Annotated in this window: 23 protein-coding genes and 1 tRNA gene; 13 read left to right on the top strand and 11 right to left on the bottom strand. The window is 58.4% G+C overall.

The features are described 5' to 3' along the window. Positions 1–28: 28 nt before the first annotated feature. From HK20_RS02245 to HK20_RS02235, 3 genes are all read left to right on the top strand, one after another. Positions 29–352, top strand: coding sequence for an integration host factor subunit alpha (locus tag HK20_RS02245; protein ID WP_255375207.1), 324 nt, complete (start codon positions 29–31; stop codon positions 350–352). 49 nt (positions 353–401) lie between these two features. Further along, on the top strand, positions 402–944 hold the full coding sequence (locus tag HK20_RS02240; protein WP_086645671.1) for a MerR family transcriptional regulator: 543 nt from the start codon (positions 402–404) through the stop codon (positions 942–944). A gap of 77 nt (positions 945–1021) precedes the next feature. Further along, positions 1022–1095 (top strand) — tRNA-Pro (locus HK20_RS02235). A 61-nt stretch (positions 1096–1156) separates the two neighbouring features. Here HK20_RS02235 and HK20_RS02230 read toward each other — a convergent pair. Next, on the bottom strand, positions 1157–2275 hold the full coding sequence (locus HK20_RS02230) for an AI-2E family transporter (RefSeq protein WP_086645470.1): 1119 nt from the start codon (positions 2273–2275) through the stop codon (positions 1157–1159). Positions 2276–2482: 207 nt separating this feature from the next. Between HK20_RS02230 and murJ the strand changes: the two genes are divergently transcribed. After that, entirely contained in the window at positions 2483–4033 is a 1551-nt protein-coding gene (murJ, locus tag HK20_RS02225) for a murein biosynthesis integral membrane protein MurJ (protein ID WP_086645469.1), read from the top strand. Between the two features lie 15 nt (positions 4034–4048). Next, positions 4049–5323 (top strand): UdgX family uracil-DNA binding protein, encoded by a 1275-nt coding sequence (locus HK20_RS02220; protein ID WP_086645468.1) that lies wholly within the window; start codon positions 4049–4051, stop codon positions 5321–5323. 12 nt (positions 5324–5335) lie between these two features. Here the strand turns inward: HK20_RS02220 and HK20_RS02215 are convergent, their stop codons facing one another. From HK20_RS02215 to trxB, 4 genes are all read right to left on the bottom strand, one after another. Continuing rightward, positions 5336–5626: an integration host factor subunit beta gene (locus tag HK20_RS02215; protein ID WP_086645467.1), complete on the bottom strand. Its 291-nt coding sequence runs from the start codon at positions 5624–5626 to the stop codon at positions 5336–5338. A 153-nt stretch (positions 5627–5779) separates the two neighbouring features. Further along, positions 5780–6244 (bottom strand): MucR family transcriptional regulator, encoded by a 465-nt coding sequence (locus tag HK20_RS02210; RefSeq protein ID WP_086645466.1) that lies wholly within the window; start codon positions 6242–6244, stop codon positions 5780–5782. Positions 6245–6733: 489 nt separating this feature from the next. Continuing rightward, positions 6734–7615, bottom strand: a complete 882-nt coding sequence (locus HK20_RS02205; protein WP_086645465.1) for a LysR family transcriptional regulator — start codon at positions 7613–7615, stop codon at positions 6734–6736. Between the two features lie 103 nt (positions 7616–7718). Then, entirely contained in the window at positions 7719–8672 is a 954-nt protein-coding gene (trxB, locus tag HK20_RS02200; protein ID WP_086645464.1) for a thioredoxin-disulfide reductase, read from the bottom strand. A 263-nt stretch (positions 8673–8935) separates the two neighbouring features. On the opposite strand from trxB, the gene HK20_RS02195 reads away from it, so the two are divergent. The 8 genes from HK20_RS02195 (at position 8936) to HK20_RS13050 (ending at position 16377) form a co-directional block, all read left to right on the top strand. Continuing rightward, positions 8936–9361, top strand: a complete 426-nt coding sequence (locus HK20_RS02195; RefSeq protein ID WP_233129058.1) for an Lrp/AsnC family transcriptional regulator — start codon at positions 8936–8938, stop codon at positions 9359–9361. Continuing rightward, positions 9361–10482 (top strand): glycosyltransferase, encoded by a 1122-nt coding sequence (locus HK20_RS02190; RefSeq protein WP_086645462.1) that lies wholly within the window; start codon positions 9361–9363, stop codon positions 10480–10482. Before HK20_RS02195 ends, HK20_RS02190 begins: the two co-directional genes overlap by 1 nt. Before the next feature lie 2 nt (positions 10483–10484). After that, entirely contained in the window at positions 10485–11954 is a 1470-nt protein-coding gene (locus HK20_RS02185; protein ID WP_233129040.1) for a glycosyltransferase family 39 protein, read from the top strand. Positions 11955–12035: 81 nt separating this feature from the next. Next, positions 12036–13031 (top strand): glutathione synthase, encoded by a 996-nt coding sequence (gene gshB / locus HK20_RS02180; protein WP_086645460.1) that lies wholly within the window; start codon positions 12036–12038, stop codon positions 13029–13031. 135 nt (positions 13032–13166) lie between these two features. Then, positions 13167–13862 (top strand): class I SAM-dependent methyltransferase, encoded by a 696-nt coding sequence (locus HK20_RS02175; protein WP_086645670.1) that lies wholly within the window; start codon positions 13167–13169, stop codon positions 13860–13862. 153 nt (positions 13863–14015) lie between these two features. Next, on the top strand, positions 14016–15281 hold the full coding sequence (locus HK20_RS02170; RefSeq protein WP_086645459.1) for a cbb3-type cytochrome c oxidase subunit I: 1266 nt from the start codon (positions 14016–14018) through the stop codon (positions 15279–15281). Beyond that, entirely contained in the window at positions 15278–16243 is a 966-nt protein-coding gene (locus HK20_RS02165; RefSeq protein WP_086645458.1) for a heme o synthase, read from the top strand. Before HK20_RS02170 ends, HK20_RS02165 begins: the two co-directional genes overlap by 4 nt. Further along, on the top strand, positions 16240–16377 hold the full coding sequence (locus HK20_RS13050; RefSeq protein ID WP_165925424.1) for a hypothetical protein: 138 nt from the start codon (positions 16240–16242) through the stop codon (positions 16375–16377). Before HK20_RS02165 ends, HK20_RS13050 begins: the two co-directional genes overlap by 4 nt. Positions 16378–16492: 115 nt before the next feature. On the opposite strand, the gene HK20_RS02160 is transcribed toward HK20_RS13050, so the two are convergent. From HK20_RS02160 to HK20_RS02135, 6 genes are all read right to left on the bottom strand, one after another. Beyond that, complete coding sequence (locus tag HK20_RS02160) at positions 16493–17446, bottom strand: TIM44-like domain-containing protein (RefSeq protein ID WP_086645457.1); 954 nt, start codon at positions 17444–17446, stop codon at positions 16493–16495. Between the two features lie 24 nt (positions 17447–17470). After that, positions 17471–18811 carry a TldD/PmbA family protein gene (locus tag HK20_RS02155; protein ID WP_086645456.1) on the bottom strand — a complete coding sequence of 447 codons (1341 nt, stop codon included), beginning with the start codon at positions 18809–18811 and terminating at the stop codon, positions 17471–17473. Beyond that, positions 18808–20073: a pitrilysin family protein gene (locus HK20_RS02150; RefSeq protein ID WP_086645455.1), complete on the bottom strand. Its 1266-nt coding sequence runs from the start codon at positions 20071–20073 to the stop codon at positions 18808–18810. The genes HK20_RS02155 and HK20_RS02150 overlap by 4 nt, the downstream gene beginning before the upstream one ends. A gap of 66 nt (positions 20074–20139) precedes the next feature. Next, on the bottom strand, positions 20140–21540 hold the full coding sequence (thrC, locus tag HK20_RS02145) for a threonine synthase (protein ID WP_086645454.1): 1401 nt from the start codon (positions 21538–21540) through the stop codon (positions 20140–20142). A 64-nt stretch (positions 21541–21604) separates the two neighbouring features. After that, complete coding sequence (locus tag HK20_RS02140; RefSeq protein ID WP_086645453.1) at positions 21605–22756, bottom strand: L-dopachrome tautomerase-related protein; 1152 nt, start codon at positions 22754–22756, stop codon at positions 21605–21607. A gap of 127 nt (positions 22757–22883) precedes the next feature. Next, positions 22884–24389: a carboxypeptidase M32 gene (locus HK20_RS02135; RefSeq protein WP_086645452.1), complete on the bottom strand. Its 1506-nt coding sequence runs from the start codon at positions 24387–24389 to the stop codon at positions 22884–22886. Positions 24390–24488: the final 99 nt, after the last annotated feature.

Below are 24488 nucleotides of genomic sequence, written 5' to 3'. Positions count from 1 at the left end.
TGACGCGCCGCACAGGCGTGTTACCTTTCTGCGCATGGAAACTGTCACACGTGCATCTTTGATAGAGCAGATCTATCAGCAGGTAGGGTTGTCTCGTAAAGAGTCGTCTGTGCTCCTAGAAGATGTTCTGGAGACAGTCATGCAGGCGCTCGAACGAGGCGAAAGTGTCAAAATCAGCGGTTTTGGCACGTTCTCAGTCCGAAAAAAGGGGCAACGCTGCGGGCGTAACCCCAAAACCGGGGAGGAAGTGCCTATTCTTCCCCGCTCCGTTCTGGTGTTCCGTTCCAGCCAGTTGCTGAGGGCGGAAGTCAACCATGAGGAGGCAGAGCCGGGAGTCGATTATGACGATTGATGGCACATTCCCCCACAATGACGCCGCGCCTGACGTGTCTGATGCCGATATGGATGTGTCGGAGTCGGGTTCTTTCGAAAAAGGCCCTCACGCTTTCCGCACAATTAGTGAAGTGGCGGATGAGCTGCATGTGCCCCAGCATACCCTGCGGTTGTGGGAGACTCAGTTCCATCAGGTCCGTCCCTTAAAAAGAGGTGGTGGGCGGCGGTATTACAGGCCGGAAGATGTGCTCCTCCTCGCCCGTATTGCGGACCTGCTCTATAATCAGGGTTATACTGTAAAAGGTGTGCAGCGCCTGTTGCAGGAAGGGGACGCATTACAGACAACCGTCCCCCAACCCGTGGAAACTGTAAGGCCAGACGAAAACAGCGTGGCGGAAGCCGCGCTGGCGGAAGATGCTCAAACAGAGGATGCACCATTGGTTGCAGGCTACCAGCAGGTAGAAGCCGTTGTGGCCGAACTGCCCGCAGCGGTAGAGGCAGGGCTGGAACAGGCATTGGTGCAGGTTATGGGGCAAAACGTACGCCTGCGTTCGGATCTGGCCGATGTTCTGGTGGAGCTGGAAGCCATCCGGCGCAAGATTTTGGTCTGATTGAAAAAAAGATAAAAATAACGAGTAGAGTGGGTTGTGCTCTTCGCAAGGTATTGCTAAACACCACTCACACTTAACGGGCAGTAGCGCAGTCTGGTAGCGCATCAGTCTGGGGGACTGGGGGTCGTGGGTTCGAATCCCGCCTGCCCGATATTTTTTCCAAATGAAATTGCTAAATAACCCCACCCTCGGGGGGAAATGCAAAAGTCTTTTCAGACTTCTGCATTGTTTCCGTATGCCCAGCGCTGCCAGATCAGGTTGAGTGCGGCCATTGCGGCAGGCCCAATAAACAGGCCGATCAGCCCCCACATTTCTGCTCCACCCAGAATACCAAGCAGCACCCACAGGAAGGGGAGCTTTGTTGTGCCGCCAATCAGGGTCGGGCGTACAAAGTGGTCAGCCACAAAAATAACCGTGGCCCCAATGCAGAATGTGACAATGGCCGCTACCGACGCGCCTGAAACCAGAATCAGGAGCGAAACCAACCCAATTGCGATCATGGCGCAAAAAGGGATCATGGCTGCTACGGCAGTAATAACCCCAAACAGGGCGGGGTGTGGTGCATGGGCAAAAAGATAGACAAGCCCCATAAGCAGGCCTTCACCAATCCCCACCAGAACAAGCCCCTGCACGGAACCATGGATGGAGGCAACAATCTGGCGTGCAATGCTTTCCCCCCTGCGGCCGAAAGCCCGGCAGGATGCAACGCGGCACTGACGAATGACGGAAACCCCGTCCTTGTATAGAAAAAACAGGGTGAGAATGGAAAAGCAGAACAGCGTGCCCCTGTGTGCTATCTGGCTGCCAAGGGCACGTGTGACCATGACCCCTTTATTGTCCAGAGCGCCCAGCAGGCCGGAAACGTCGCGCGGGTTGGACAGGTGCGTTTCCCACAGATGCGCAATGCTTGCGGCGCCTACGGGTAACTGCTGGATAACATCAGGCACGGGAACGCCAAATTTACGGGCATGATCCAGCCATTCCAGCGCACTCTGGGCTTCTCCAATGGCTTCAAGCGTGATCAGTGTTAGCGGGATAACAAAGAGCAGCGCCATAACAACCGTAAACAGTAACGGTAACAGCGTGCCGCGTGCTGCATTGGGCCACATACGGCATGCACGGCTGTAAAGGGGCCATGTGGCAATGGCAAACACGCCACCCCAGGCCAGAGCGGGTAGAAAACCCTGTATGGTGTAAAGGGCTACGGCCACAATAAAGAGCGCAAGCAGACTGCGTGCCATTTCCTGTCCCCGCTTGGAGCGCTGGCTGGCCTTGATAAGACCGCAACGCTGGTGAGCAGGCACTAACGAAGATGGAGGCGTATTGGGCATGCGCGAGGTGTCTTTCCAAAAGTTCTGCTTAATACAGGGCGCTCTTTCCGTGCTGTACACAGCATACTGTGTTGTGGGTGAATAATACAGCGCGCGAAGGGGGCACGGAGTATGCACACAGCCCGGAATGGGGCGGATTGGCAGTATCTTTTTCTGAATTTATCTCTAGTGTTCCGCTGCCTGCCTGCACATTGAAGCGGATACCCCATGCTCAGAAATTTTCTGACGGTTGGTGGCTGGACCATGCTCAGCCGCATTCTTGGATTGATACGCGACCAGCTTCTGGCGGCCTTTATGGGGGCCGGGCCGTTGCAGGATGCTTATCAGGTTGCGTTTCGCCTGCCCAACATGTTTCGTCGTCTGTTTGGAGAGGGCGCGTTTAATGCCGCCTTCGTGCCCATGTTCTCGAAAGTTATGGTGCAGGATGGGCGGGACGAGGCACGCCTGTTTGCCCGCCGTGCACTTGGGGTCATGCTGGCGTGGCTGGTGTTTTTGTGCGTGCTGGGCGAAGTGTTCATGCCGCAGGTGCTACGTGTGATAGCGCCGGGTTTCCTGCAAAATGGGGACCGTTATGATCTGGCGGTCAGCCTGAGCCGCATTACCTTTCCCTATCTGGTCATGATTTGCGCTGCGGCATTGCTGGCTGGGGTGCTGAATGGCCTGCACCGCTTTGGTGTGGCGTCTGCTGCCTATCTGGCGTTCAACGTGGTGGGTATTCTGGCTATTGTCGGGGCTTCTCCCTTTTTCCCCAGTGTCGCCTATGCTGCGGCATGGGGGGTTACGGCCTCTGGCGTGGTGCAGTTGGGCTTGCTGGCATGGGCGTGCGAAAAAGCCGAGTTCGGGCTTATGCCGCTATGGCCCCAGTTAACGCCGCGCATCCGTCTTTTGCTGCGCCGCATGGTGCCGGGCCTGATTGGGAGCGGCGTTGGCCAGATCAATTTAACGGTGGATACCATTATTGGGACCCTGCTGCCCGCAGGCAGTGTGTCGCTCATGTATTTTGCAGACCGGATTAACCAGTTGCCGCTTGGTGTGCTGGGGGCCGCCGCCGGAACAACGTTACTGCCTGTGCTCACGAGGCATCTGAGTGCCGGGGATATACAGGGCGCGCACACAGCCCAGAACCGTTCTATTGAATATGTCGTGCTGCTGACCCTGCCTGCCGTTGCCGGGCTGCTGGTTCTGGCTGGCCCGATCATGATTGTGCTGTTCGGGCATGGCTCTTTTACCGAGCATGATGCGCTGTTATCCGCCCAGTCCCTACGGGCTTACGCGGTGGGGCTACCCGCTTTTATTCTGGTTAAAGTTCTGTCCCCTGCATTTTTTGCACGGGGCGATACCCGAACCCCGGTTTACGTTGGGGTTGGGGTGCTTGTACTCAATTTTATTCTCAACCTGCTGTTTATGAAGCCTCTGGCGCATATGGGGCCACCGCTGGCCAGTAGCGTGACCGCCTGCGTGAATGTTGCTTTTCTGGTGGTGCTGCTGCTGCGTAAAAACGCGTTGCTCGTATACGGTTCAACCTTATCCCATATGGGGCGGGTTGGTGTTGCGGCCCTGCTTATGGGGCTGGGCCTGCTGGGGCTTGAAAGTTTTGTCTCTCTGCCCGCAATTTTTGTGACCCGGGCACTCTGGCTGGTTGGTATGGTTGTGGGGGGCGCTGTGTTTTATGCAGCGCTCCTGCATGCTCTTGGTGTGGTTAACCTGTCCGATGTGGTTGTGCGCATACGGGGGCGGCTGCGGCGCAAGATGGGGTAAGCAGGGGAGTGGCGCATGCCAGAGGTTGTTCTTGCGCATCAGGTCGATTTTGCAACTTGGCGTAAGGCGAGCAGCCATTTTGTGCGCGCCGGGGTGTTGCCGGAATCCATATTCTGGCAGGTAGCTCAGGCAGGGCAGGGGGCTGCGTGGTCTGCCGAGCCTGCGCAAAACCCACCAGAGCCCCCGCAAGGCCTTAACCTGTCCCGCCGTTTTGTGGGTGTGCTGACCCAAGCATTGCAGGCGCATGATCCCGAACGGTTTACAATACTTTACCGTATTGTTTATCGCCTTGCGTATGCCGGACTGGCATTAACAGATACGACTGACCCGGACCTGCTGTGGCTCCGGCAGGCCTTGGCGGCTGTCAGGGCAGATACGCTGCATTTTCGTGAAGTTTTTTCCGCGTTTACCGCGCAGGGAGCGAGTGACGTACTGCATTGCACGCCAGAGCATTATATTCTGGAAGCCAACTCCCATTACTGCATGGAGCGGAATGTAAGGCCGTGGCGGGTTATAGCTCCGTACCGGCGGATGGAATGGGCCGGAGGCATACGCTTTGCTGCGGGAACAGATATGCAGGCGGATGATGCCGCAGTGCAATGGCAGGCCGATGGTACAGGCATCTGGCGGGGGTATGGCCTGAGCGTTTTGCCCCCGCAGCGTAAGGATGTGGAAGAAGCCTCCAACCTTGCCATGCTGGCAGCCCGTGCAATGGATTGCCGTGCCTGTGCGCTGTGGCAGCCTGCTTCCCGCACGGTTTTTGGCGAAGGGCCAGAGCATGCCCCCATTATGTTTGTGGGGGAACAGCCGGGGGATCAGGAGGACCTGCAGGGGCGGCCTTTTGTGGGGCCAGCGGGCCAGCTTCTGGACCGCGCCTTGCAGGATGCCGGGGTGCACCGTGATCAGATTTACGTGACCAACGCCGTCAAACATTTTCATTTCACGTGGAACGGTACCCGCCGTCTGCATCATAAGCCCGAAGTCGAGCATGTAGCAGCCTGCCATGAGTGGCTGAATGCGGAGCGCCGGCTTGTTCGCCCGGCATTGCTGGTAATGTTGGGGGCAACGGCCGCGCAGAGCGTACTGCAACAACCCGTTACAATCTCCCGCACCCGTTCACGCCTATTCCCGCTGGAAGATCAGACACAGGGGCTGGTAACGGTTCACCCGTCCTATCTGCTACGGTTGCGCGACGAGGACAGCAAACAGCGCGAATATGCTCATTTTGTAGAAGATTTGCGACTGGCTGCCGACTATATGACGCAGCACAGGAATGCAGAAGAAGGATAAAAAGGGGAAGGGTTAGCCCGCATCCGCTTTATTCAGGCGCTGGTGAAGCTCTTTGCCTGTTTTGAAAAAAGGAACCAGCTTTTTGCTGACCTTGACCTGTTCCCCGGTCTTGGGGTTACGGCCCAGGCGTGGCTCTCTTTCCTTAACGGAAAAAGCGCCAAACCCACGCAGCTCAACGCGGTTGCCTGCTGCCAGGCTGCTTGTAATGCCACCAAAAACCGTATTCACCAGCAGCGTAGCCTCTCTAAGCTGTAGGTGCGGGTTTTTCTCTATAAGAATGGCAATAAGTTCAGACCGCGTCATTGAGCCCCCTGCCGAATAGGGTAGAGAATTAAGGTCTGACTGAATCTGTGCCAGACAGATGCAAGCATTCCGTTCTCTATGGCTGAGCGTCAAGATAAAAAATGCGTGACGGCCAGAGCACAGGGCCAGACCGCCGTAGCATTCGGGATTATCTTAGGCGGTTGCTGCCTTTTTACCGCGCTTTGCACGGCCAGACGTATCGTCTTCATCACCAGCAGCGTGGATTTTGCGGCCAAGGCCGATTTCCCGTGCCAGAGTGGAACGACGTTCTGCATAGTTGGGGGCAACCATGGGGTAGTCCGCAGGCAGGTTCCAGCGTTCACGGTACTGCTCGGGGGACATGCCATATGCGCTCTGAAGATGACGCTTGAGCATCTTCAGCTTTTTGCCGTCTTCAAGGCAAACGATATAGTCGGGGAAGACCGAACGTTTGACAGGAACGGCTGGCTGCAGTTTTTCCGGTTCGCTCTGCGGCTGGTCAGCCGTTTTGAGAGCCTGAAAAACGTCCTTGATCAAAACCGGAATGACAGCAGGGTCCGTCGGGTTGTTGGAGACGTGTGCAGACACGATCTCGGATACAAGATCTAGGAGAGGCGAATAGTTCTGGATCTCACTCATGACAGGCCTAATTAAAAATTCAGTGTGAATAATAAGAACCATACTCAATTATTTAATCGTTGTGAACTACCAATATACAAAAAAGCAAAAATAAGGTCCGTCTGGTATAAAATGTTGGAATGCCCGATTGATTTTTTTAGTATTTGAAGGAATTCGTATAAATTATTCGTAATATTTTGTTTAATAATACTCAATGATTATACAGGTGTGCAGAGCGGCTTTGTCCTGTGCTCGGGTTCTGGTGGTTGTCTTGGTGTTTTATGAAGTTTGATTGATAATATTATAATATTTCTGATAACGACCGCATTCGCAGGATGAGCGGACGGTAGAAAAGACAGTATTCCTATTTAGTATTGTCCTCTTGAGAATAAGGACTGCGTTTTTGGAATATCTGTAACGCTTTATAGGCGCGGTTGATTTTGGAACAAAAAAATCCCGGCTTTCCGTATGGAGGAAAGGCCGGGATTTTTAAAAACCGTGTATTCAGTCTTAACGAATACCGAGTTCGCTCATCAGAAAATCACGGAACACGGCAACACGCTTGGAGCTGCGCAATTCCTCAGGATAGACAAAATAGGCGTCCACCGTTGGGGTCGTAATTTCCGGCAGGATCTGCACCAGATCAGGAAACTTGCTTGCGGCGTAAGACGGAATGGACCCAATGCCCAGCCCGGCGGCAATGGCAGAGGCCATGGCGGCCATGCTGTTGACCTCCAGTCGCGCAGGACGTGCGTGGCTGCTGACCTGCCCGGCTTCAGCCAGCCAGTTGATATGGGCAACCGGGGGGTGGTGCTCACCGAACAGAACCAACTGGTGGTTTTTAATGTCTTCCAGGCTGGAAAGCATGCCGTGGCGTTCAATATACTGTGGTGCGGCAAAAATGGGCAGGTTGAAGTCCGCCAGATGCCGCTGGATCAGATCCGGCTGGCGGGGGGCGTGCATTCGTACGGCCACATCCGCTTCACGCATGCCAAGGTCCAGATCGTTATCTTCCAGAATAAGGCAGATATCAATTTCGGGGTTGGCTTCCATAAACTTATGGAGTCGTGGCATAAGCCAGCAGTTACCAAAGCCTGTTGTGGTTGTAACCCGTAGGCGGCCTGCGGCTTTTTCCTTGCTCTCCGTCAGCAAGGTCTGTGTCATCTCCAGCTTGGAGAACACCTCCCGCACTGTTTTATGCAAGGTTTCCCCTTGCTCAGTCAGGATCAATCCACGCGCATGGCGGTGGAATAGGGGTACCTGAAGAACATCTTCCAGAGCAGAAATCTGTCTGGATACGGCAGACTGGCTTAGGTTAAGCACATCCCCCGCGTGGGTAAAGGAACCGGCTTCCGCTACGGCATGGAAAACCCGGAGTTTGTCCCAGTCCACGCACGCCTCCTGCTAAATTGACTGAAATTACAAAAGCACAATACCATGCTTTCAAAGTTACTACGTGCAGTAATTACTGCACGTGGTCAAGGTATGGGCAGCGTTACGTTTTGGGCAGTTCTGCCAAATACCGTTCCGCGTCCAGCGCTGCCATGCAGCCGGTGCCTGCGGCTGTAACAGCCTGACGGTATATTTTGTCCTGTACATCGCCCGCGGCAAATATACCGGGGACAGATGTGCGGGTCGTTCCGGGGGGGGTCTGAATATACCCTTCGGTATCGAGCGCGAGCTGGCCTTTGAAAATCCCGGTGGTGGGGGCATGGCCAATGGCAATGAACAGGCCATCAATTTCCAGCGTGGTTTCGCTCTGGTCCTTCAGGTTGCGTAGGCGCACAGCACTGACCACTTCTGGCGTTCCGGTGGAGAGAATATCTTCCACCTCGCTATCCCAGATAACCGAAATCTTGGGGTGGTTGAACAGCCGGTCCTGTAGGATTTTTTCAGCCCGCAGGGAGTCGCGGCGGTGGATCAGGGTCACGTGGGCTGCGTGGTGGGTCAGGTACAGCGCTTCTTCCACTGCGGTATTGCCACCACCAACCACAGCTACCTTTTTACCCCGGTAGAAAAAGCCATCGCAGGTGGCGCAGGCGGAAACACCACCGCCTTGCAGGCGTTTTTCGCTCGGCAGGCCAAGCCAGCGTGCCTGGGCACCTGTCGCAACAATAATGGCCCTGGCATTATAGATGGTGCCGGAATCCCCAACCAGCCGGAAGGGGGAACCCGTGCTGAAGTCCACCTCGGTAATAATGTCGTATTCAATGCGGGTGCCAACATTCAGGGCCTGCTCGGCCATCTGTTCCATCAGCCACGGCCCCTGCACGGCTTTGGCAAAGCCGGGGTAGTTTTCTACATCCGTTGTAATGGTCAGCTGCCCGCCGGGTTGCAGGCCAGCCACCAGAACGGGGGAAAGGTTGGCGCGGGCAGCGTAAATGGCCGCCGTGTAGCCTGCGGGGCCTGCGCCGATAACAAGCAGGTCGGTTGTGATGGTCTCAGTCATGCCAGAAGAGTTCCCCAAAGCAAGAAGTGCGGGTGCAGTTGTGCCGCGCAAGCATGGTCCAAAATGTGTTGGACAAAAGGATATGACGGGTGACTTGGCGTTGAGCAAGTGTTGAGAGATCAGTTTGCGGCATGGCGGGGAGCGTGGCATATACTCCCCACTCTTCATGGGAGTGGCATCTTGCACAGGATAGGTCGGATAAGGTGACGGATCTGGACGCTGTTGATCTTCGTATCGTAGCTGAATTGCAGGATGACGGTCGCATGACCAATGTCGAACTGGCGCGGCGTGTTGGTATTTCCGCTCCTCCCTGCCTCCGTCGTGTTCGGCGGCTGGAGGAGGAAGGCGTTATCCGTGGTTATCACGCCCAGCCGGATGCAACGGCCCTTGGGTGGCCAATCATCTTTTTTGCGCTGATTGGTCTGGATAGCCAGAAAGAAACCGTGCTCTCCGCCTTTGAACGCCAGCTTGCCGAATGGCCAGAAGTGCGTGAATGCCACATGATTCGCGGTGGGGGGGATTTTCTGGTCCGCCTGATCGCGCGTGACGCAGCGCATGAAAATGCACTGACCCGGCAGTTGACCGAAGCCGCACACGTTATTCGGGTGCAGACATTGCAGACCATCCGCACCAGTCTGGAACGCAAGGGTGTGCCATTGCCCGGCCCGCGGGAAGGAACCGCGGAGTAATGCCAGCCACGGATGCGCCCGAGGGCGGTATGGCAGGTGGTCCCCAAATCAGCATTATTGTACCGTGTTATAATGAAGCCGCCAACGTGGCACCCCTTGTTGCCATGCTGGAATCCGTTATGGCGGGCCGCCGTTGGGAAGTGATTTTTGTCGATGACAATTCACCCGATGGCACAACAGCAACAATATGCGCGCAGGCAAGGCACAAAAGCTATGTGCGTGGCATCTGCCGTATTGGCCGCAGGGGGCTTTCCTCTGCGGTTATAGAAGGGGTTCTGTCCTCCTCCGCGCAGGTTGTCGCCATCATGGATGGTGACCTGCAGCATGATGAAAGCCGCCTGATCGCCCTGATAGATGCCGTATCCACGGGTGCGTGCGATATTGCCGTTGGCAGCCGCCATGTGGAAGGCGGTAGCAATGCGGGGCTGGCCAATGCGTGGCGGCATGCCTTGTCGGATAGCGGAATATGGCTGGCGCAGCGGTTTTTGCCGGTCAGGCTGACAGACCCCATGAGCGGCTTTTTTGCCTTGCGCCGGGATACGTTTGTGGCCATTGCGCCGCATCTGTCGGGGGCCGGGTTTAAAATCCTGCTTGATCTGCTGCTTTCATCCAAAAAGCCACTTACTGTGCGTGAGATAGATTGTGGCTTCAAACCCCGTGTGGCGGGGGAGAGTAAGCTGGATGCTCTGGTTATGCTCCAGTTTGCCGCTCTTCTGGTCGAAAAAGTCTCACGCGGGTTGGTGCCTTTGCGCTTTGTGGCCTTCTGCGCCGTGGGGCTGGCGGGGATTGTCGCCAATCTGGGGGTTATGCATCTGGTCTGGCTGTGCGGGGTGCATTTTTCCACCGCGCAGGCCATTGGTACCGTTGCCGCCATGGTTGTGAATTTTTCGCTGGATAATAACTTCACCTATCGGGACCGGCGTCTGCACGGCAGGCGCTGTGTGTGGGGGCTGGTCCTGTTTATGCTGGTCTGTTCCGTAGGAGCACTGGCCGATGTGGGTGTGGCACATCTGATGTATGCGCAAAGCTACAGGGTGAATGAGGCCAGTCTGGCTGGGGCCGTGCTGGCCGTAGTCTGGAATTATGCCATGTCCTCCACAATTGTCTGGAGAACCCGGTAATCTTGCGCGGCGGTCTGGCACAGTACGGATACTGGGCGTGGGGGCTGGGTCTTGTTACCGTTTTGCGCCTTGTGCTGGCCGCGTACATCCCGCTTGCACCGGATGAGGCTTATTACCGCATATGGGCGCTGGCCCCAGCTGGGGGGTACCTGGACCACCCACCCATGGTGGCCGTTTGGGCGCGTGTGGGCATGTTCCTTGTGGGCGACACTCCTTTAGGTGTGCGCCTTATGGGGCCACTTTCCGCCTGTTTGGGCACGGTGCTGGTTGTTCAGGCCGCGTTCTGCTGGTTGCGCACCCAGCTTACGCCGGAGCAGGCCCGCACGGGGGCCATTCGCGCAGGTGTTTTGCTGAATGGTACTCTGGGCATCGGGCTTGGCACTCTGGTCATGACCCCGGATACCCCTTTGCTTCTGTGCGTAGCGCTGATGCTCTGGGGTCTGGTGCATGCCTGTTTAGGGCGGCAGAACTGGATGTGGCTGGTTGTAGGGCTGGCAGCCGGGCTGGGGTTTGAGAGTAAATACACCATGCTGCTCCCGCTGGGCGGGCTTGTCGTGTGGCTGCTTGCTAACAAAGCGGGCAGGGCATGGCTGCGTGCGCCGTGGCCGTTTGTGGGCGCGTGCGTGGCGGCTGTCTGCGTTATTCCGGTAGTCTGGTGGAATGCGCAGCATGGCTGGGTCAGCTTTTTCAAGCAGGGTGGACGGCTGGGGGACTGGAATCCCACACGTGCGCTTGGCTTTATGGGCGAGTTGCTGGGCGGGCAGGCTGGGCTGGCAAGCCCGCTGGTTTTTCTGTTTTTTGCAGGTGGTGTCTGGTTGCTCTGGCGGCGGCGGGATAGTTTTTCCGTATTGCTGCTGTGCATGATCATGCTGCCCGTGGCCGTGTTTGTGCAGCATGCACTGGGTGCGCGGGTGCAGGCTAACTGGCCAGTCATGCTGTACCCTGCCTTGGCGCTTGCTGCTGCATGGGTGCTCTGGCCGTGGTGGAAGGTGGCAGGTTTTCTGGGGCTGGGGCTTACGGGTATCGTTTGTGTGCAGGCGGCATTCATGCCGCTACGCCTGTCTCCTCATCTGGATGTCACCTTGCGGCAGGTTGGGGGGTGGCCCGCTTTTGCGCGTGCTGTCTCGGCGCAGGTGCCGCAGGGGTTCCCGCTTGTTGCGGATGAATATGGTCTGGCGTCCGAGCTGGCATTTTATGCGCCGGAGCGGGTGGTTGCCGGGGTTGAACCGCGCTGGGCGCTATTTGCGCTCCCCCGGCCAGCATGTGGGGCACAGGCCTACCTTGTTCTCAGCCACCGGCGGCAGGGGCCGCCAGATACCCGGTTTTTTGAGGTGCTGGACGTATTGCCAGAGCAGGTGCGCGCGCGCCGGGGTGTGGTGGCAGATACGTATTCCATCTTCCATGTAAGGCTGCGCTGTGCGGTGCCGGGCTTTATGCGTGATGCTGCTTTGCTTTCTGGCGGTGCGCGCTAGCAGGCGGCGTTTGCGTGTTGATGTGAAAAAAGGCAGGATGGCAGGCAATCGCTTCGCCAGCAGAAACAGGAACCCGAGTTTATGGCTTCTCCACGGCTTGTGGCGGTCCAGATGGACCCACTTGAGCATGTTAATATTGATGGGGATTCAACCTTTGCCCTGATGCTCGAAGCTCAGGCACGCGGGCATAGCCTGTTTGTGTACGAAGTGGGGTCCATGGCTCTGGATGAAGGTGTGCACGAAGCGCGTGGCGCAACCCGTACCGATGTCACGGCTCTAATGCGCCCGGTTACCGTGCGGCGGGAAAAAGGGCGGCACGCCACGTTTGGTGATGCCGAACGCCGCTCGCTGCGTACGATGGATGTGGTGCTCATGCGCCAGGACCCACCGTTTGACATGGCTTATATTACCGCCACGCATATGCTGGACCATATCCACGGCGTTGGTCCTGACCGCGCACTCGTGGTCAATGACCCGCGCTGGGTGCGTGACAGCCCGGAAAAACTGCTGGTCACGCATTTTCCCGAGCTGATGCCACCAACACTGGTGACATGGGACATCGAGCAGATTCGGGCATTCCGCGCCAAATGGAAGGACATAATTGTCAAACCCCTGTTTGGTAACGGCGGGAGTGGCGTTTTCCGGATTAAAGCGGATGACCAGAACCTGAACGCCCTGCTGGAAATGCACTTTGCCCGCTCGCGCGAACCTCTCATGATCCAGCGGTACGAACCCGCCGTAACCGCAGGGGACAAACGCATTATTCTGGTGGATGGTCAGCCGATTGGTGCGATCAACCGCGTGCCATCGGGGGATGACCACCGCTCCAACATGCATGTGGGGGGCGTGGCCTGCAAAGTGGAACTGAGTGCCTGTGATCGCGAGATTTGTGAGGCAATCGGACCGTTTCTTAAAGAACATGGCCTGATTTTTGTAGGCATTGATGTTATTGGGCAGTATCTGACGGAAATCAATGTGACATCCCCCACCGGTTTGCAGGAGCTGGAACGGTTTGATGGCACGAATGGTGCCGCCAGCATATGGGATTGTATTGAACGTAAGTTGTCTGTCCAATAAAAGCAGTCAGACCCTGTTGGGCGGTATCATGCCGGGCTGCCACACAAGGGTACTTTTGTGGTGTGTGCTGCAAGCAGGAAGGAAGAGAGTATAGTGGCTCTTGAAGAAATGTCCGCCAGCGGGCAGAGAGAGAACATGAGTGACGTTCTCCAAGAATACCCCTCCAGCGGAGGGGAAAGCCCCGTACCCCCTCCCTCGCGTTCTGCGCTTGATGCGGAGGCCGTCAAACAGGCCTATCGGCGTTGGGCCAATGTCTATGATCTGGGATTCGGCGGTATTTCGCGTTTCGGTCGCCTCAAGGCGGTCAATACGATCAATGCCCTGCCCGGCAAGGATGTGCTGGAAGTGGGTGTGGGGACCGGGCTTGCGCTCCCGCATTACAACCGCAGCAAGGTCATTACCGGCATCGACCTTTCAACCGACATGCTGGCCAAAGCGCGCGAACGCGTCAAACGCGATAACCTGAGCAATGTGACGGCCCTGCTGGAAATGGATGCAGAGGACACCACGTTCGAAGACAACTCGTTCGATGCAGCCGTTGCCATGTTCGTTGCATCCGTTGTGCCGCACCCGCGCAAGCTGCTGTGCGAACTCAAGCGTGTTGTCCGTCCGGGCGGGCATATCCTGTTCATCAACCATTTTCTGGCCCCCGGTGGTATTCGCGGCGCAGTGGAACATGCCATGGCGCGCGCTTCCCACTCGCTTGGCTGGCACCCCGATTTTGCCATGGAATCGCTTCTCCCGCAGGCAGACATCGCGCGGGCGACTATTCAGCCAGTGCGGCCTTTTGGCCTTTTCACGCTGGTTACTCTGGAAAATCTGCCGGATTAATAAACATGTGCGCTCCAGTTTTGGCTGGGGCGCTAGACATGCGTGGCTTGGCAGAACGCTTTTGTGCCATAAAACACTAGAATATGGTCGTTTTTTGTCTAGCGGGTTTACTGTTCTCCATTACGGGCCTGCACAGAATATGGAACATGGAGCATGATCTCCGCTCACAGCCTGTCTCACCAGTATTCGGCTCCGGTGGGTAAAACTGCCAGCCAACGGCAGGATGCCGCCGCCGGAACAGCGTATCTGCTGCTTGCTGCTTCTGCCGCTCTTGTTGGGGGCGGTGTTTCCGTTCTGGCAGGTATGGGCATGTTGCCTGCAACGGGGCTGTGGGGCAGGCTTGCACAGGCCCATCCGGCCCTGATGCTCCTGTATGTTGTTGTTCCCGCACTGGTCAGTGGTTTTGGCACGCTCTGGCTGCCTCGTGCCCTTGGGCGGGGGAGCATGCTGCTGGGGCGGCTTAATCTGGCAGCCGTTGGTGTGTTTGCCTTGGCTGCGGTGCTGACCTGCACTCTGCCCGATGCACGTATTGCCCATATTCTGTGGTCACTGGGCGCGCTTATGTCCGCCATGGTCCTGTTGAGCACTATTTTTGACAGCTGCGCGGATAGTCTGGAGCAGACGTCTTTCTCCCCCTTCGTGTGGGGGGAAATGCTGTCTGCTGCCGTGCTGTTGCTGAGTGTTCCGGTTTTTGCGGCTTCTACGCTGCGGACATGGCTGTGGCCTGCGACCAACCCTGTGATCGGCGCTGAGTATTTTGCAGCCCCCATCGGGTTGATTGTCCTGCTGGCCGGGTTCGGGATCGTGTTTGAAATGGCCGCCCGCATCGGGCAGGTTAAAACACGCCCTGTTGCCTATATTATGGCGGCTACTGCGGCCTCGGGAGTTGTGGCATGGGCCAAAAGCAGTCTGGCGCATGGAGCCGATAGCCAGACGGCGCAAATGGTTGGCAACAGCCTGCTGGCGTTGTGCTCCCTCTCCGCCGTGTGCCTTGCCGGTCTGTGGCTTGCGGGTACCTGGAAGGCACGGGTTTCGTTGCGTACGCCGCTGCTGTGGGGCATGGGTTTTCTGGCTGTTGTGGCCGGTGGCTGGGTTGTCCAGCTTGTGCAGGGCACAGGCTTGCACCCGGCCTTGCAGCTTGGCGCGCTTTATGCCGTTTGCGGTGGTTTTTACCTCTGGCGGGGTGAGGCCTGTGGGTTCTGGTACCCACAAAAGCTGGCTCGCCTACACTTTGTATTAACGACGGCGGCAACGCTTTGCCTGTTTGTTTCTGGCATGCAGGTGCTGGGTTGTGCTCTGTTTGGCATGGCCGCACTGGTGTTTGTGCTGGCAGCAGTGATCAGCTTCCAGCGTGATATTCCAATGGTTACGGGTCATGCAAATGTGGCAGCCAGCGCTGCCGGAGGGTCTGCCCTATGAGCGAAGCCAGTCTTTCCCAGCCGCAGGCCAGACGGCCACGTTTTAAAACGGAGCAGGTTGGTACGCAGGCGCGTGACTGGCTGGCTCTGCTCAAGCCCCGGGTTATTTCACTGGTCGTGTTTACGGGTGCTGCGGGTATGTTCATGGCACCCGGGCACCTTGACCCGTTTGTGGGGCTGGTTACCATATTCTGCATCTGTCTGGCCTCGGGCGCTGCCGGGGCCATTAACATGTGGTACGACCGGGATATTGACGCGGTCATGCAGCGGACCATTACACGGCCGGTACCCTCAGGGCGTATTCCCCAGAACGAGGCTCTGGCTTACGGGGTAGGTCTTTCCTGCCTGTCCGTCTGCCTTATGTGGATTGCAACCAATACACTGGCTGCTGCTATTCTGGCGTTTTCCATCTTCTTCTATTCCGTTATTTACACCATGTGGCTCAAGCGCTCCACGCCGCAGAACATTGTTATTGGTGGGGCAGCGGGTGCCTTCCCCCCCATGATCGGCTGGGCAGCTGCTACGGGCCACATGGCCCTTATGCCGGTGGTCATGTTCGGTATTGTATTCTTCTGGACACCGCCGCATTTCTGGTCTTTGGCGTTGTACGCCTGCAAGGATTACGGGCGCGCGGGTATTCCTATGCTGCCGGTTGTGCGTGGCATGCGTCACACACGGTGGCAGATATTCTCCTACACACTGGTGCTGCTCGCCGTTTCGCTTATCCCGTCCTTTGTGGGGCAGAGCGGGCTGATCTACACGGTGACTGCCGTGGTGCTGGGGCTTGGGTTTGTTGCCTGTGCTGTGCGCGTACTTCTGGAACCGCAGGACGAAAACGGCGTCAGCCAGAAGGGTGATAAGGCTGCGCGGATCTCGTTCCGGTTTTCTCTGGCTTATCTGTTCTTTCTGTTCTGTGGCCTTCTTGGTGACCACTTCTTTCAGATATGGATGCACTCAGCATGACCACTCTCCCAATGGACCAGACCCCAGAACAGCTTGAACGGCAGAAGCGGCAGAGCCAGCGGGTACGGAGCATGCTTGTGTTCATGCTTGTTCTGGCTGGCATTATGTTTGGGCTGACATTGTTCCACCCGTAATGCCGTGCCCGGTATGGGCCATTACCGGTATTTTTTGTGGTGAACGCATATAAAAACCCCGCCCTCCATAACGGAAGGCGGGGTTTTCTATTGTAGCAACAGTCTGGCCCGGGGTTTAGCGGGCCTGCTGAATAGCCGAAAGCAGCCAGCGCCCCCCGCGGGAGGGACGGACAAATGTCCAGACCTCGGTAATGGTTACGGGCGTGGTGGAGCTGCCATCAATCACCTGACCGGTGGCGTTGGTTGTCAGGTCGATCAGGCTGTAACGCATGGCTACACTTGCGTAATCCATGTTGTTCTCACGCCATGCTTCGGCCAGATCCCCCTGAAGGAAACGCACATCCGAGACAACGTTGCGGGCACCCTGACTGGCGAGAGTTGCCAACTGCTCATTGAAGTAGGAGACCATTTCCGGCGTGGCCATCTGCTGCATGGCCGGAATGTTCTGCTGGTTCCACGCACTCTGAATATCCATCAGCGTTTGCTGGAAGGACTGGTAATCCGCCGTGGTAATCTGCACGGGCGCCCCTCCTGCGGATGGCCTGGGGGAGGCAGGTGCTGCACCGGGCATACCGCGGGGGGAGGACATGCCAAACCCGTTAGTGCCCTGGCTGGAACGCCCGAACCGGCGGATCAGCCACAGGACGAGCATAACCACCAGCCCGATCTGGACCAGAAGCCCCAGAAAGCTGAAGAAGCCGTGCATCCCGCCCATAAAGCCATGGCCGCTCAACATGCCAAACAGCCCAGCCCCCAGAAAACCACCGGCCAGACCGGTCAGGAACGGGTGGCGGTTGGGGTAGCCCATGGGGCGGGCAAAGGGAGCACCCATTTGCGGTGCGCCATAGCCGGGGGTGGGCGCAGTGCGCGGCGTAATGGAGCGGTCCATGGGAGCGGTACTGTACGGCGTTGTGCGCGTAACAGGGGGCGCGCTCCATGTGCGGCTACCACGGCTCCCCATGGACCCACCCTGACCGGGCCGTGCATCGGCCTGTATGGCCAAGGGTCCGGCCAGCAGGCTGGCAGCCAGCAATGCATGAAGGGTCGATCGCAGCAGACGTGATTTCACGGGTTTTTGGTCTCCGGCTAACAGTTATGCCCCGGCAGTATTCAGGACATCTGTGCGTAATGTGGGGGCGTCGGTGCCAAAACGGAATACCAGATCATCCGCTAATGTGATGGAAGCAAAAATTTCCAGCAGATTCCCCGCAAGGGTAAAGCCCGCTACGGGCTCGGCTATCTGGCCATCACGGATCATGAAGCCCGAGGCACCACGGCTGTAATCCCCGGTCAGGCCGTTAATGGAGGAGCCCATCATTTCCGTAATGTACAGCCCTTCCCGAATGTCGGCCATCAGGGCTGAGGGGGAAAGATGGCCGGGTTCAAAGAACAGGTTGCTTGCCGAGGGACCGGGCGGGCTGGCCGTGCCGCGGGCTGCGCGGGCATTGCTTTGCAGGCCAAGCTGGCGCGCGCTCCGGCTGTCCAGCACCCAGGTTTGTAAAACGCCACCCTGTACGAGCGAGAGCGGGGCGACGGCCATACCCTCTCCGTCAAACGGGCGGGAGCGCAGGCCTTTTATGCGGGTCGGGTCATCGGTAATGCCAACCGAGCTGGCAAAAATGGCCTGCCCCATTTTGTCTTTAAGGAAGGATGTGCCACGGGCAATGGCGGTGCCCGTAATGGCCCCCACAAAATGCCCCAGAAAGCTGCCAGCAACCCGCGGATCAAACACAACAGGGTAGCGCCCTGTTTTGGGGCGGCTCGGGTTCAGGCGTGCAACTGCTTTTTGCCCGGCATTGCGGCCAAGTTCTGCCGCGTCCTTCAGGTCATGCAGCCAGACTGTGCCGTGGTAGTCGTAATCACGCTGCATGCCATCTCCCGCACCTGCCAGAACACAGACAGAGTTGGAATGGCTGGTGCGGCTGTAAGTGCCCGCAAACCCGGCGGAGGTTGCCAGAGTAATGTCGGTGCGCCCCCAGGATGCACTGCTTCCCGCGCTGTTGGTCACGCCTTTTATGGCCAGTGCGGCTTCTTCCCCCGCCTGAGCGCGTGCGAGCAGGGCGGCTGTATCGGGCTCGGCCGGGTCTGCCAGTTCCAGAGCATTGGTCTGGAATGTGCCTTGCATGGCGTTGGGCGCAAGGCCTGCGTACTGGTCGTCGGGGAGCACGCGGGCCATGGCCAGAGCCTGCTCGACCAGCGCGCCAAACTTGGCCCGGTCCGGAGTTGTGGTGGAGACAATGGCGTTTTTGTTGCCAACAAAAACCCTCAACCCCAGATCAGTTGTTTCCGAGCGTTCCAGTTCTTCTGTCACGCCATTGCGCACACCAGCGCCTACAGCGGTACTGCTGACAAAAACGGCATCGGCGGCATCCGCACCACTGGTGCGCGCAAGCTTAACCAGATCGGCAATAAGGTCGAGGGGCTGTTGCGTCATGCTGCCAGTGTCTCCTTGATGCTTTGCAGGGAAGGAATGTGGCCGATGGGGCCAAGGGCTGCAAGTGTTGGCGTTCCGGCAAAAATGCGGGCTGCCGCACGGCAGATGTCCTCCCGCGTGACGGCCTCGATCTTGGCGACGGTTTCATGCGTGGGGATGACGCGGCCAAAAATCTGGAGTTGCCGTGCAATCTGCTCGCACCGGCTACCCGTGCTTTCGAGCGACATGAGCAGGGAGGATTTAAGCTGCGCGCGGGCACGCACCAGCTCGTCCATGCTCACTTCCAGCTGGACCTTGCGCAGCTCTTCCAGTGTTACGGGAATAAGCTCTGCGCATTCCTTTTCCCCCGTGCCGGCATAAATGCCAAACACGCCGCCCCCTTCAAACGGGGCGTTAAAGGAATAGACCGAATATACCAGCCCGCGTTTTTCCCGGATTTCCTGAAAAAGACGTGAGGACATGCCCCCACCCAGCAGGGTGGAAAGCAGCAGGGCTGCGTAATAGTCGGGGTCATGGTACCCGGTGGAGGGGAAGCCAAGCACAATATGCGCCTGATCCAGTTCCTTGATCTGGCGGAACTCGCCCCCGGCGTAGTGTGCGGCCTCCATGGCTGGGGCCTTGGTGGTGGGCAGGTGGGCAAAATGCTGCTCAACCTGCGCAACAACAGCCTGATGCTCCAGATTGCCAGCGGCGGCCACAATCATGTTCGCAGGGTTGTAGTGCGTGCGCATATACGAGGTAAGCGTATCGCGCTGCATGCCCTTGATCAGCGCCTCGGTGCCCAGAATGGGGCGCCCCATGGGCTGGTTGGGAAAAGCGGTTTCCTGAAAATGGTCAAAAACAACGTCATCCGGCGTATCGTTCGCCTGACCTATTTCTTGCAAGATCACGCCCCGTTCACGTTCAAGCTCGGCGGCATCAAACGTGGAGTGGGTGAGAATATCGCCAATAATGTCGATCCCCAGCCCAAGATTTTCCTTGAGAAGCTTGACGTAAAAAACCGTCTGCTCGCGGGCGGTATAGGCGTTGATATGCCCGCCCACATTTTCAATCTCTTCGGCAATGCGCAGGGCAGAGCGGCTGGTCGTGCCTTTGAAGGCCATGTGTTCCAGAAAATGGGATACGCCATTTTCCGCCGCGGTTTCGTTCCGGGTGCCAGCGGAAATATAGGCTCCGAAGGAAACGGTTTCCACACGGTCCATGCGTTCGGTCACAACGGTCAGGCCGGAGGGCAGGCGGGTGAGCTGGATGGGGTCTGTCATTCTTGTCCTGAAAAACAGCAGGGCTGCCGCGTGGGCAGCCCTGCAAAGGGGGAGGGTGTGTTTTACTTAGCCTGCGTTGGAAAGAACCGCCGCGCGGACTGCATCCTTGATCGCGCCTTCGGTCGCGGGGACCGTGCGGTAACGTTCCTCCCGCTCGAACAGGTCCGCCAGATGCACAGGGAGCGCGGGGTGAATACCCGTTGCGGCCACCATGGCGTCGGGGAACTTGGCCGGGTGTGCCGTGGCTTCGGCCACCATGGGAATACCCGGCTGGCGGAAGCGGCGGCCAGCGGCAATACCAATGGCGGAATGCGGGTCGGCCATATAGCTGGACCGCTGGTGCAGGGTGCGGATCTCGGCCTCGGTCTGGGCATCATCCAGCGCCAGACCAGAGAACAGGGTGCGGGCGTTCTCCCAGACTTCGGCCGGTACGTCCATATGCCCTGTGCTGCGGAAGCCGGTCATGATCCGGGCGCAGGCCGGGGCATCCCGCCCGAGCAGTTCAAACAGCAGACGCTCGAAGTTGGAGGAAACCTGAATGTCCATGGAAGGGGAGAGGCTGGGCACCACCCCTTTGATGGTCATGTCATTGGCGTTGAGGAAGCGGGTGAGAATGTCGTTCCGGTTGGAGCCGACACAAAGCTGGCGGATGGGCAGGCCCATCTTGCGCGCAGCCCATGCTGCCAGAATATTGCCAAAGTTGCCCGTGGGCACGGCAAAGGAGACTTCACGCTCCGGTGCGCCCAGAGCAAGTGCCGCATGCACATAGTACGGGATTTGCGCGGCAATACGCGCCCAGTTGATGGAATTGACGGCAGAAAGGTGCATTTCCCGGCGGAAGGGAATATCCGCAAACAGGCTTTTTACCAGGTCCTGACAATCATCAAACGTGCCTTCAACCGCAAGGTTGGTCACGTTGGGTTCACGCACGGTGGTCATCTGCCTGCGCTGCACTTCCGATGTGCGGCCCTTGGGGTGCAGGATGATCACGGACAGGCGTTTGCGGCCCCGGCAGGCTTCAATGGCAGCGGAGCCCGTATCCCCCGAGGTGGCACCGACAATGGTGACGTGCTCGTTACGCTGGGTCAGAACATGCTCAAAAAGCTGGCCAAGCACCTGCATGGCCATGTCCTTGAAGGCAAGGGTCGGGCCGTGGAACAGTTCCTGCACGAACAGCCCGTCCTCCACCTGTGTCAGCGGCACAATGGCGGGATGGTCAAAACCGGCATAGGCTTTGGCGCACAGGGTTTTGAGCGTGTCTTCGTCAATATCGGAGCCGGTAAAGCGGGCCAGAATACGGGCGGCCAGTTCCGGGTAGGGCAGGGCACGCATGGCCTGCCACTCGGCTAGCGAGAATTCGGGCCATGTCTGTGGCAGATACAGCCCGCCATCTTCGGCAAGGCCACTCAGCAGGACATCGGAAAAAGAAAGAACGGGAGCATTCCCGCGTGTGGAAATGTAGCGCATGAGGGCGTTTATATCCTGAATGACGGATGCCGCGAAGTGGCTTGTACGATAATTTCGGCAGTGCCTAACCCGGCGGGGGTGTTGTGGGCAGGGTCAGCTCGTAAATGGTGATCGGCCATGTAATGGTGGCCGAGGGTGCGCCAAAAGCCGTGCTGTGGTTGAGCTGGCTGGCGGAAACATACAGGTGCCCGTGCCCGTCCAGCCCCGGTGTGGTCGGCCATTGCAGGCGCGGGTCGGTTATCAGCCTGCGTGGCACCCGCCCAGTGGTGTAGCTGAGAATACTCGATGTTGTGATGTCGGCCCAGTAAAGCGTGCCGTCATTATCAATGGTCATGCCGCCGAGCGATGGGGTTTTGAACCACTGTGTCACGCTTTCTTCAAACGCGGCGGGGGTTATGTCGGGGTCGGTAAAAATGGCGGTGGACACGCGGGAGAGGTATTGCCCCGGAGCCTGCAGCACAATCCACGTGCCATCGGGGCTGACCGCAACCATGCTGGCATCCACGGCTGCGTAACGGCCTGTGTTGTCCCGCACCGGGCCGGTGGGCGTTACAATCGGGCGGCTGGCAATAAGGTCGGGGTGGTGGTCCAGAAAGCGCCGGGCTGTGGCGGTGGCAATGTCAATGACCAGCAGGCCCGCAACGCCTGAATCGGGCACGTAAGCCGTAGTGCCATGCACGGCAATGCCCGACAGAATGCTCCCCGGCCGCAAGGCGCTGGCCTGTACGGGTACCGTGCGGAGTACGGTATTGGTGCCAGGGTCAATTTCCACCAGTTTGGGGGCGGCTACGGGCGGGCTCTTGCGGTTTGTCACGCCGCTGTCGAGCACCCATATGTGGCCGTCCGCGGTTCTGGTCAGCCCGCCAAGGGCTACAAACCGGGTTTGTGCATCCCCTTCGGGCGCGTTCCATGCAGCATTGGGCCATGCGGCCAGTTGCCCGTTTGTGTCCCGCACAAAAAGCTGCGGGCCGGTGTTGCCAACCCATGCCGGGGCTTCCAGCAGCATGCGTCCGTCAGGCAGGGGGAGCACTGCATCCCATATCTGGCTGCTGGACTGCATGAAGGGCTGGAGCGCACTGGCAGGCAGTTCCGCAACCTTGGGCATGTGCAGCGCCCATGCCGGGGCGCTGGCCAGCGGGAGAGCAAACAACGCTGCCAGCAGGCCAAAAGCCGCGCGGCGATTGGGGGCGTAAGAGCGGGGGATAAGAACAGTCATGCGCGCGGGCACCCGGTTGGTGGAGAGTCAGGCATAAAAACGTGGGCAGGAGTTTCCGCCCCACAGGCGGGCCTTGCAAACGCCTTGTGTGCAGGGCCGGTTTGTTGTGGGTGTGGTGCGCTGCCTTTTACGCATCGGGTGCGCGCTCAAGGTAACGGCGGCGGATATGGGTCAGGTAGGCCGTGGCGTCCAGCGGTTTGCCGGTGGCATCCTGTATGATCCGGGGCATGCTGGCACTGCGCGCGCGGCCATGAACATTCTGGCGCAGCCATGCCAGCAGGGGGGCAAAATCCCCCTGGCCAATGGCGGGCAGAATGGCCGGGTTGGCTTTGCAGGCCGCGTTGCGCAACTGGGCTGCGGTCATGGCACCAAGGGCATAGCAGGGGAAGTAGCCGAACAGCCCCGCTGGCCAGTGAATATCCTGCAAACAGCCGCGCCGGTCATCTGGTACGCGCAGGCCCAGCAGGGCGTGCAGGCGGTCATTAAAGGCTCCGGGCAGGTCGGCCAGTGCCAGATCGCCCGAGATCAGGGCTTTTTCCAGCTCGTAGCGGACCAGAATATGGGCGGGGTATGTGACCTCATCCGCATCCACCCGAATAAAGCCGGGTTCAACATGCGTCAGGTGCCGGTGCAGGCTGGCTGCGTCCCATCCGGGGGTGTTATCCGCCACGCCAAAACTGTTGCGCACCTGCGGAGCCAGCCAGTTTGCAAAGGTGAGGGAACGGCAGAACTGCATTTCCATCAGCAGGGACTGGCTTTCATGCAGGGTCATGCCGCCGGACTGGCCCACAGGCTGGCTGGCCCATTCGGCCGGGAGCCCCATTTCATACAGGGCGTGGCCTGTTTCGTGCAGCACACCCATCATGGCGGGAATAAAATCCGCCTCCACGTAGCGGGTGGTCAGGCGTACGTCGTGGGTCGCACCACCGCAGAACGGGTGCGCGCTTACGTCCAGCCTGCCGCGTGTTACGTCAAACCCCATATGGTGCATCAGGCGGCGGCCCAGAGCTTCCTGCCGTGCAATGGGGAATGGACCTGCGGGGGGCTGAAGGGCTGGCAGACTGGCCTGTTGTTCCAGCACGGAGCCAATCAGTTCAGGCAGTTCTGCGGCCAGAGACGTAAAAACAGGGTCAATGTCCACCTGCCGGGTGCCGGGGTCAAAACTGTCGAGCAGGGCATCGTAGTCAGTCAGCCCCATGGCCTCGCCCGTGGCTACGGCGGTTGCACGGGTCAGGCGCAGCACTTCTGCCAGATGCGGCTCAAGGCTTTTAAAGTCACTTTCCTCACGCGCGGTACGCCATGCCATTTCGCACCGTGCCGTGGCTTGTGCGCTGGCTTCCACCAGTTCGCCCGGCAGGGCGGTGGCCTGAGTGTGCTGCCTGCGCATCTGCTCCAGATTGGCAGCGCGCCACGGATCATCCCCCGCATCGGCCTCGGCCAGCAGGTCCGCCATAACCGGAGCGGTCAGGATTTCGTGGCGCAGCCCTTCCAGCATGGCCAGATTATCTGCCCTGCGCTCGGCAGCGCCCGATGGCATCATAACTTCCTTGTCCCACCCCAAAATACCAAGGGCATCATTGAGGGAGGAAAGGCGCGCAAAGTGGCGTTCGAGGGAAAGATAGGCTTTGTTCATGCAGGGGATGCTACAGCATCATGCCCGCAAACAAAATGTGTCTGATCGGGCATATCCACCTTTCAGGCCGGGTTTGGCTGCAAAATTAAAGGGGCAGAC

Origin of the sequence: Acetobacter sp. DsW_54 (assembly GCF_002153575.1) — a bacterium.
In the GTDB taxonomy this organism is placed as follows: domain Bacteria; phylum Pseudomonadota; class Alphaproteobacteria; order Acetobacterales; family Acetobacteraceae; genus Acetobacter; species Acetobacter fabarum.
Note: the sequence above shows the minus strand (reverse complement) of the source record. Positions and strands in the feature narration are given on the sequence as shown.

Coding starts and splice junctions, on each gene's coding strand:
- murJ (WP_086645469.1), top strand. CDS start 2,483: ATGCTCAGAAATTTTCTGACGGTTGGTGGCTGGACCATGCTCAGCCGC.
- HK20_RS02220 (WP_086645468.1), top strand. CDS start 4,049: ATGCCAGAGGTTGTTCTTGCGCATCAGGTCGATTTTGCAACTTGGCGT.
- HK20_RS02240 (WP_086645671.1), top strand. CDS start 402: ATGGATGTGTCGGAGTCGGGTTCTTTCGAAAAAGGCCCTCACGCTTTC.
- gshB (WP_086645460.1), top strand. CDS start 12,036: ATGGCTTCTCCACGGCTTGTGGCGGTCCAGATGGACCCACTTGAGCAT.
- HK20_RS02195 (WP_233129058.1), top strand. CDS start 8,936: ATGACCAATGTCGAACTGGCGCGGCGTGTTGGTATTTCCGCTCCTCCC.
- HK20_RS02190 (WP_086645462.1), top strand. CDS start 9,361: ATGCCAGCCACGGATGCGCCCGAGGGCGGTATGGCAGGTGGTCCCCAA.
- thrC (WP_086645454.1), bottom strand. CDS start 21,540: ATGCGCTACATTTCCACACGCGGGAATGCTCCCGTTCTTTCTTTTTCC.
- HK20_RS02170 (WP_086645459.1), top strand. CDS start 14,016: ATGATCTCCGCTCACAGCCTGTCTCACCAGTATTCGGCTCCGGTGGGT.
- HK20_RS02140 (WP_086645453.1), bottom strand. CDS start 22,756: ATGACTGTTCTTATCCCCCGCTCTTACGCCCCCAATCGCCGCGCGGCT.
- trxB (WP_086645464.1), bottom strand. CDS start 8,672: ATGACTGAGACCATCACAACCGACCTGCTTGTTATCGGCGCAGGCCCC.
- HK20_RS02135 (WP_086645452.1), bottom strand. CDS start 24,389: ATGAACAAAGCCTATCTTTCCCTCGAACGCCACTTTGCGCGCCTTTCC.
- HK20_RS02210 (WP_086645466.1), bottom strand. CDS start 6,244: ATGAGTGAGATCCAGAACTATTCGCCTCTCCTAGATCTTGTATCCGAG.
- HK20_RS02155 (WP_086645456.1), bottom strand. CDS start 18,811: ATGACGCAACAGCCCCTCGACCTTATTGCCGATCTGGTTAAGCTTGCG.
- HK20_RS02215 (WP_086645467.1), bottom strand. CDS start 5,626: ATGACGCGGTCTGAACTTATTGCCATTCTTATAGAGAAAAACCCGCAC.
- HK20_RS13050 (WP_165925424.1), top strand. CDS start 16,240: ATGACCACTCTCCCAATGGACCAGACCCCAGAACAGCTTGAACGGCAG.
- HK20_RS02165 (WP_086645458.1), top strand. CDS start 15,278: ATGAGCGAAGCCAGTCTTTCCCAGCCGCAGGCCAGACGGCCACGTTTT.
- HK20_RS02175 (WP_086645670.1), top strand. CDS start 13,167: ATGAGTGACGTTCTCCAAGAATACCCCTCCAGCGGAGGGGAAAGCCCC.
- HK20_RS02150 (WP_086645455.1), bottom strand. CDS start 20,073: ATGACAGACCCCATCCAGCTCACCCGCCTGCCCTCCGGCCTGACCGTT.
- HK20_RS02230 (WP_086645470.1), bottom strand. CDS start 2,275: ATGCCCAATACGCCTCCATCTTCGTTAGTGCCTGCTCACCAGCGTTGC.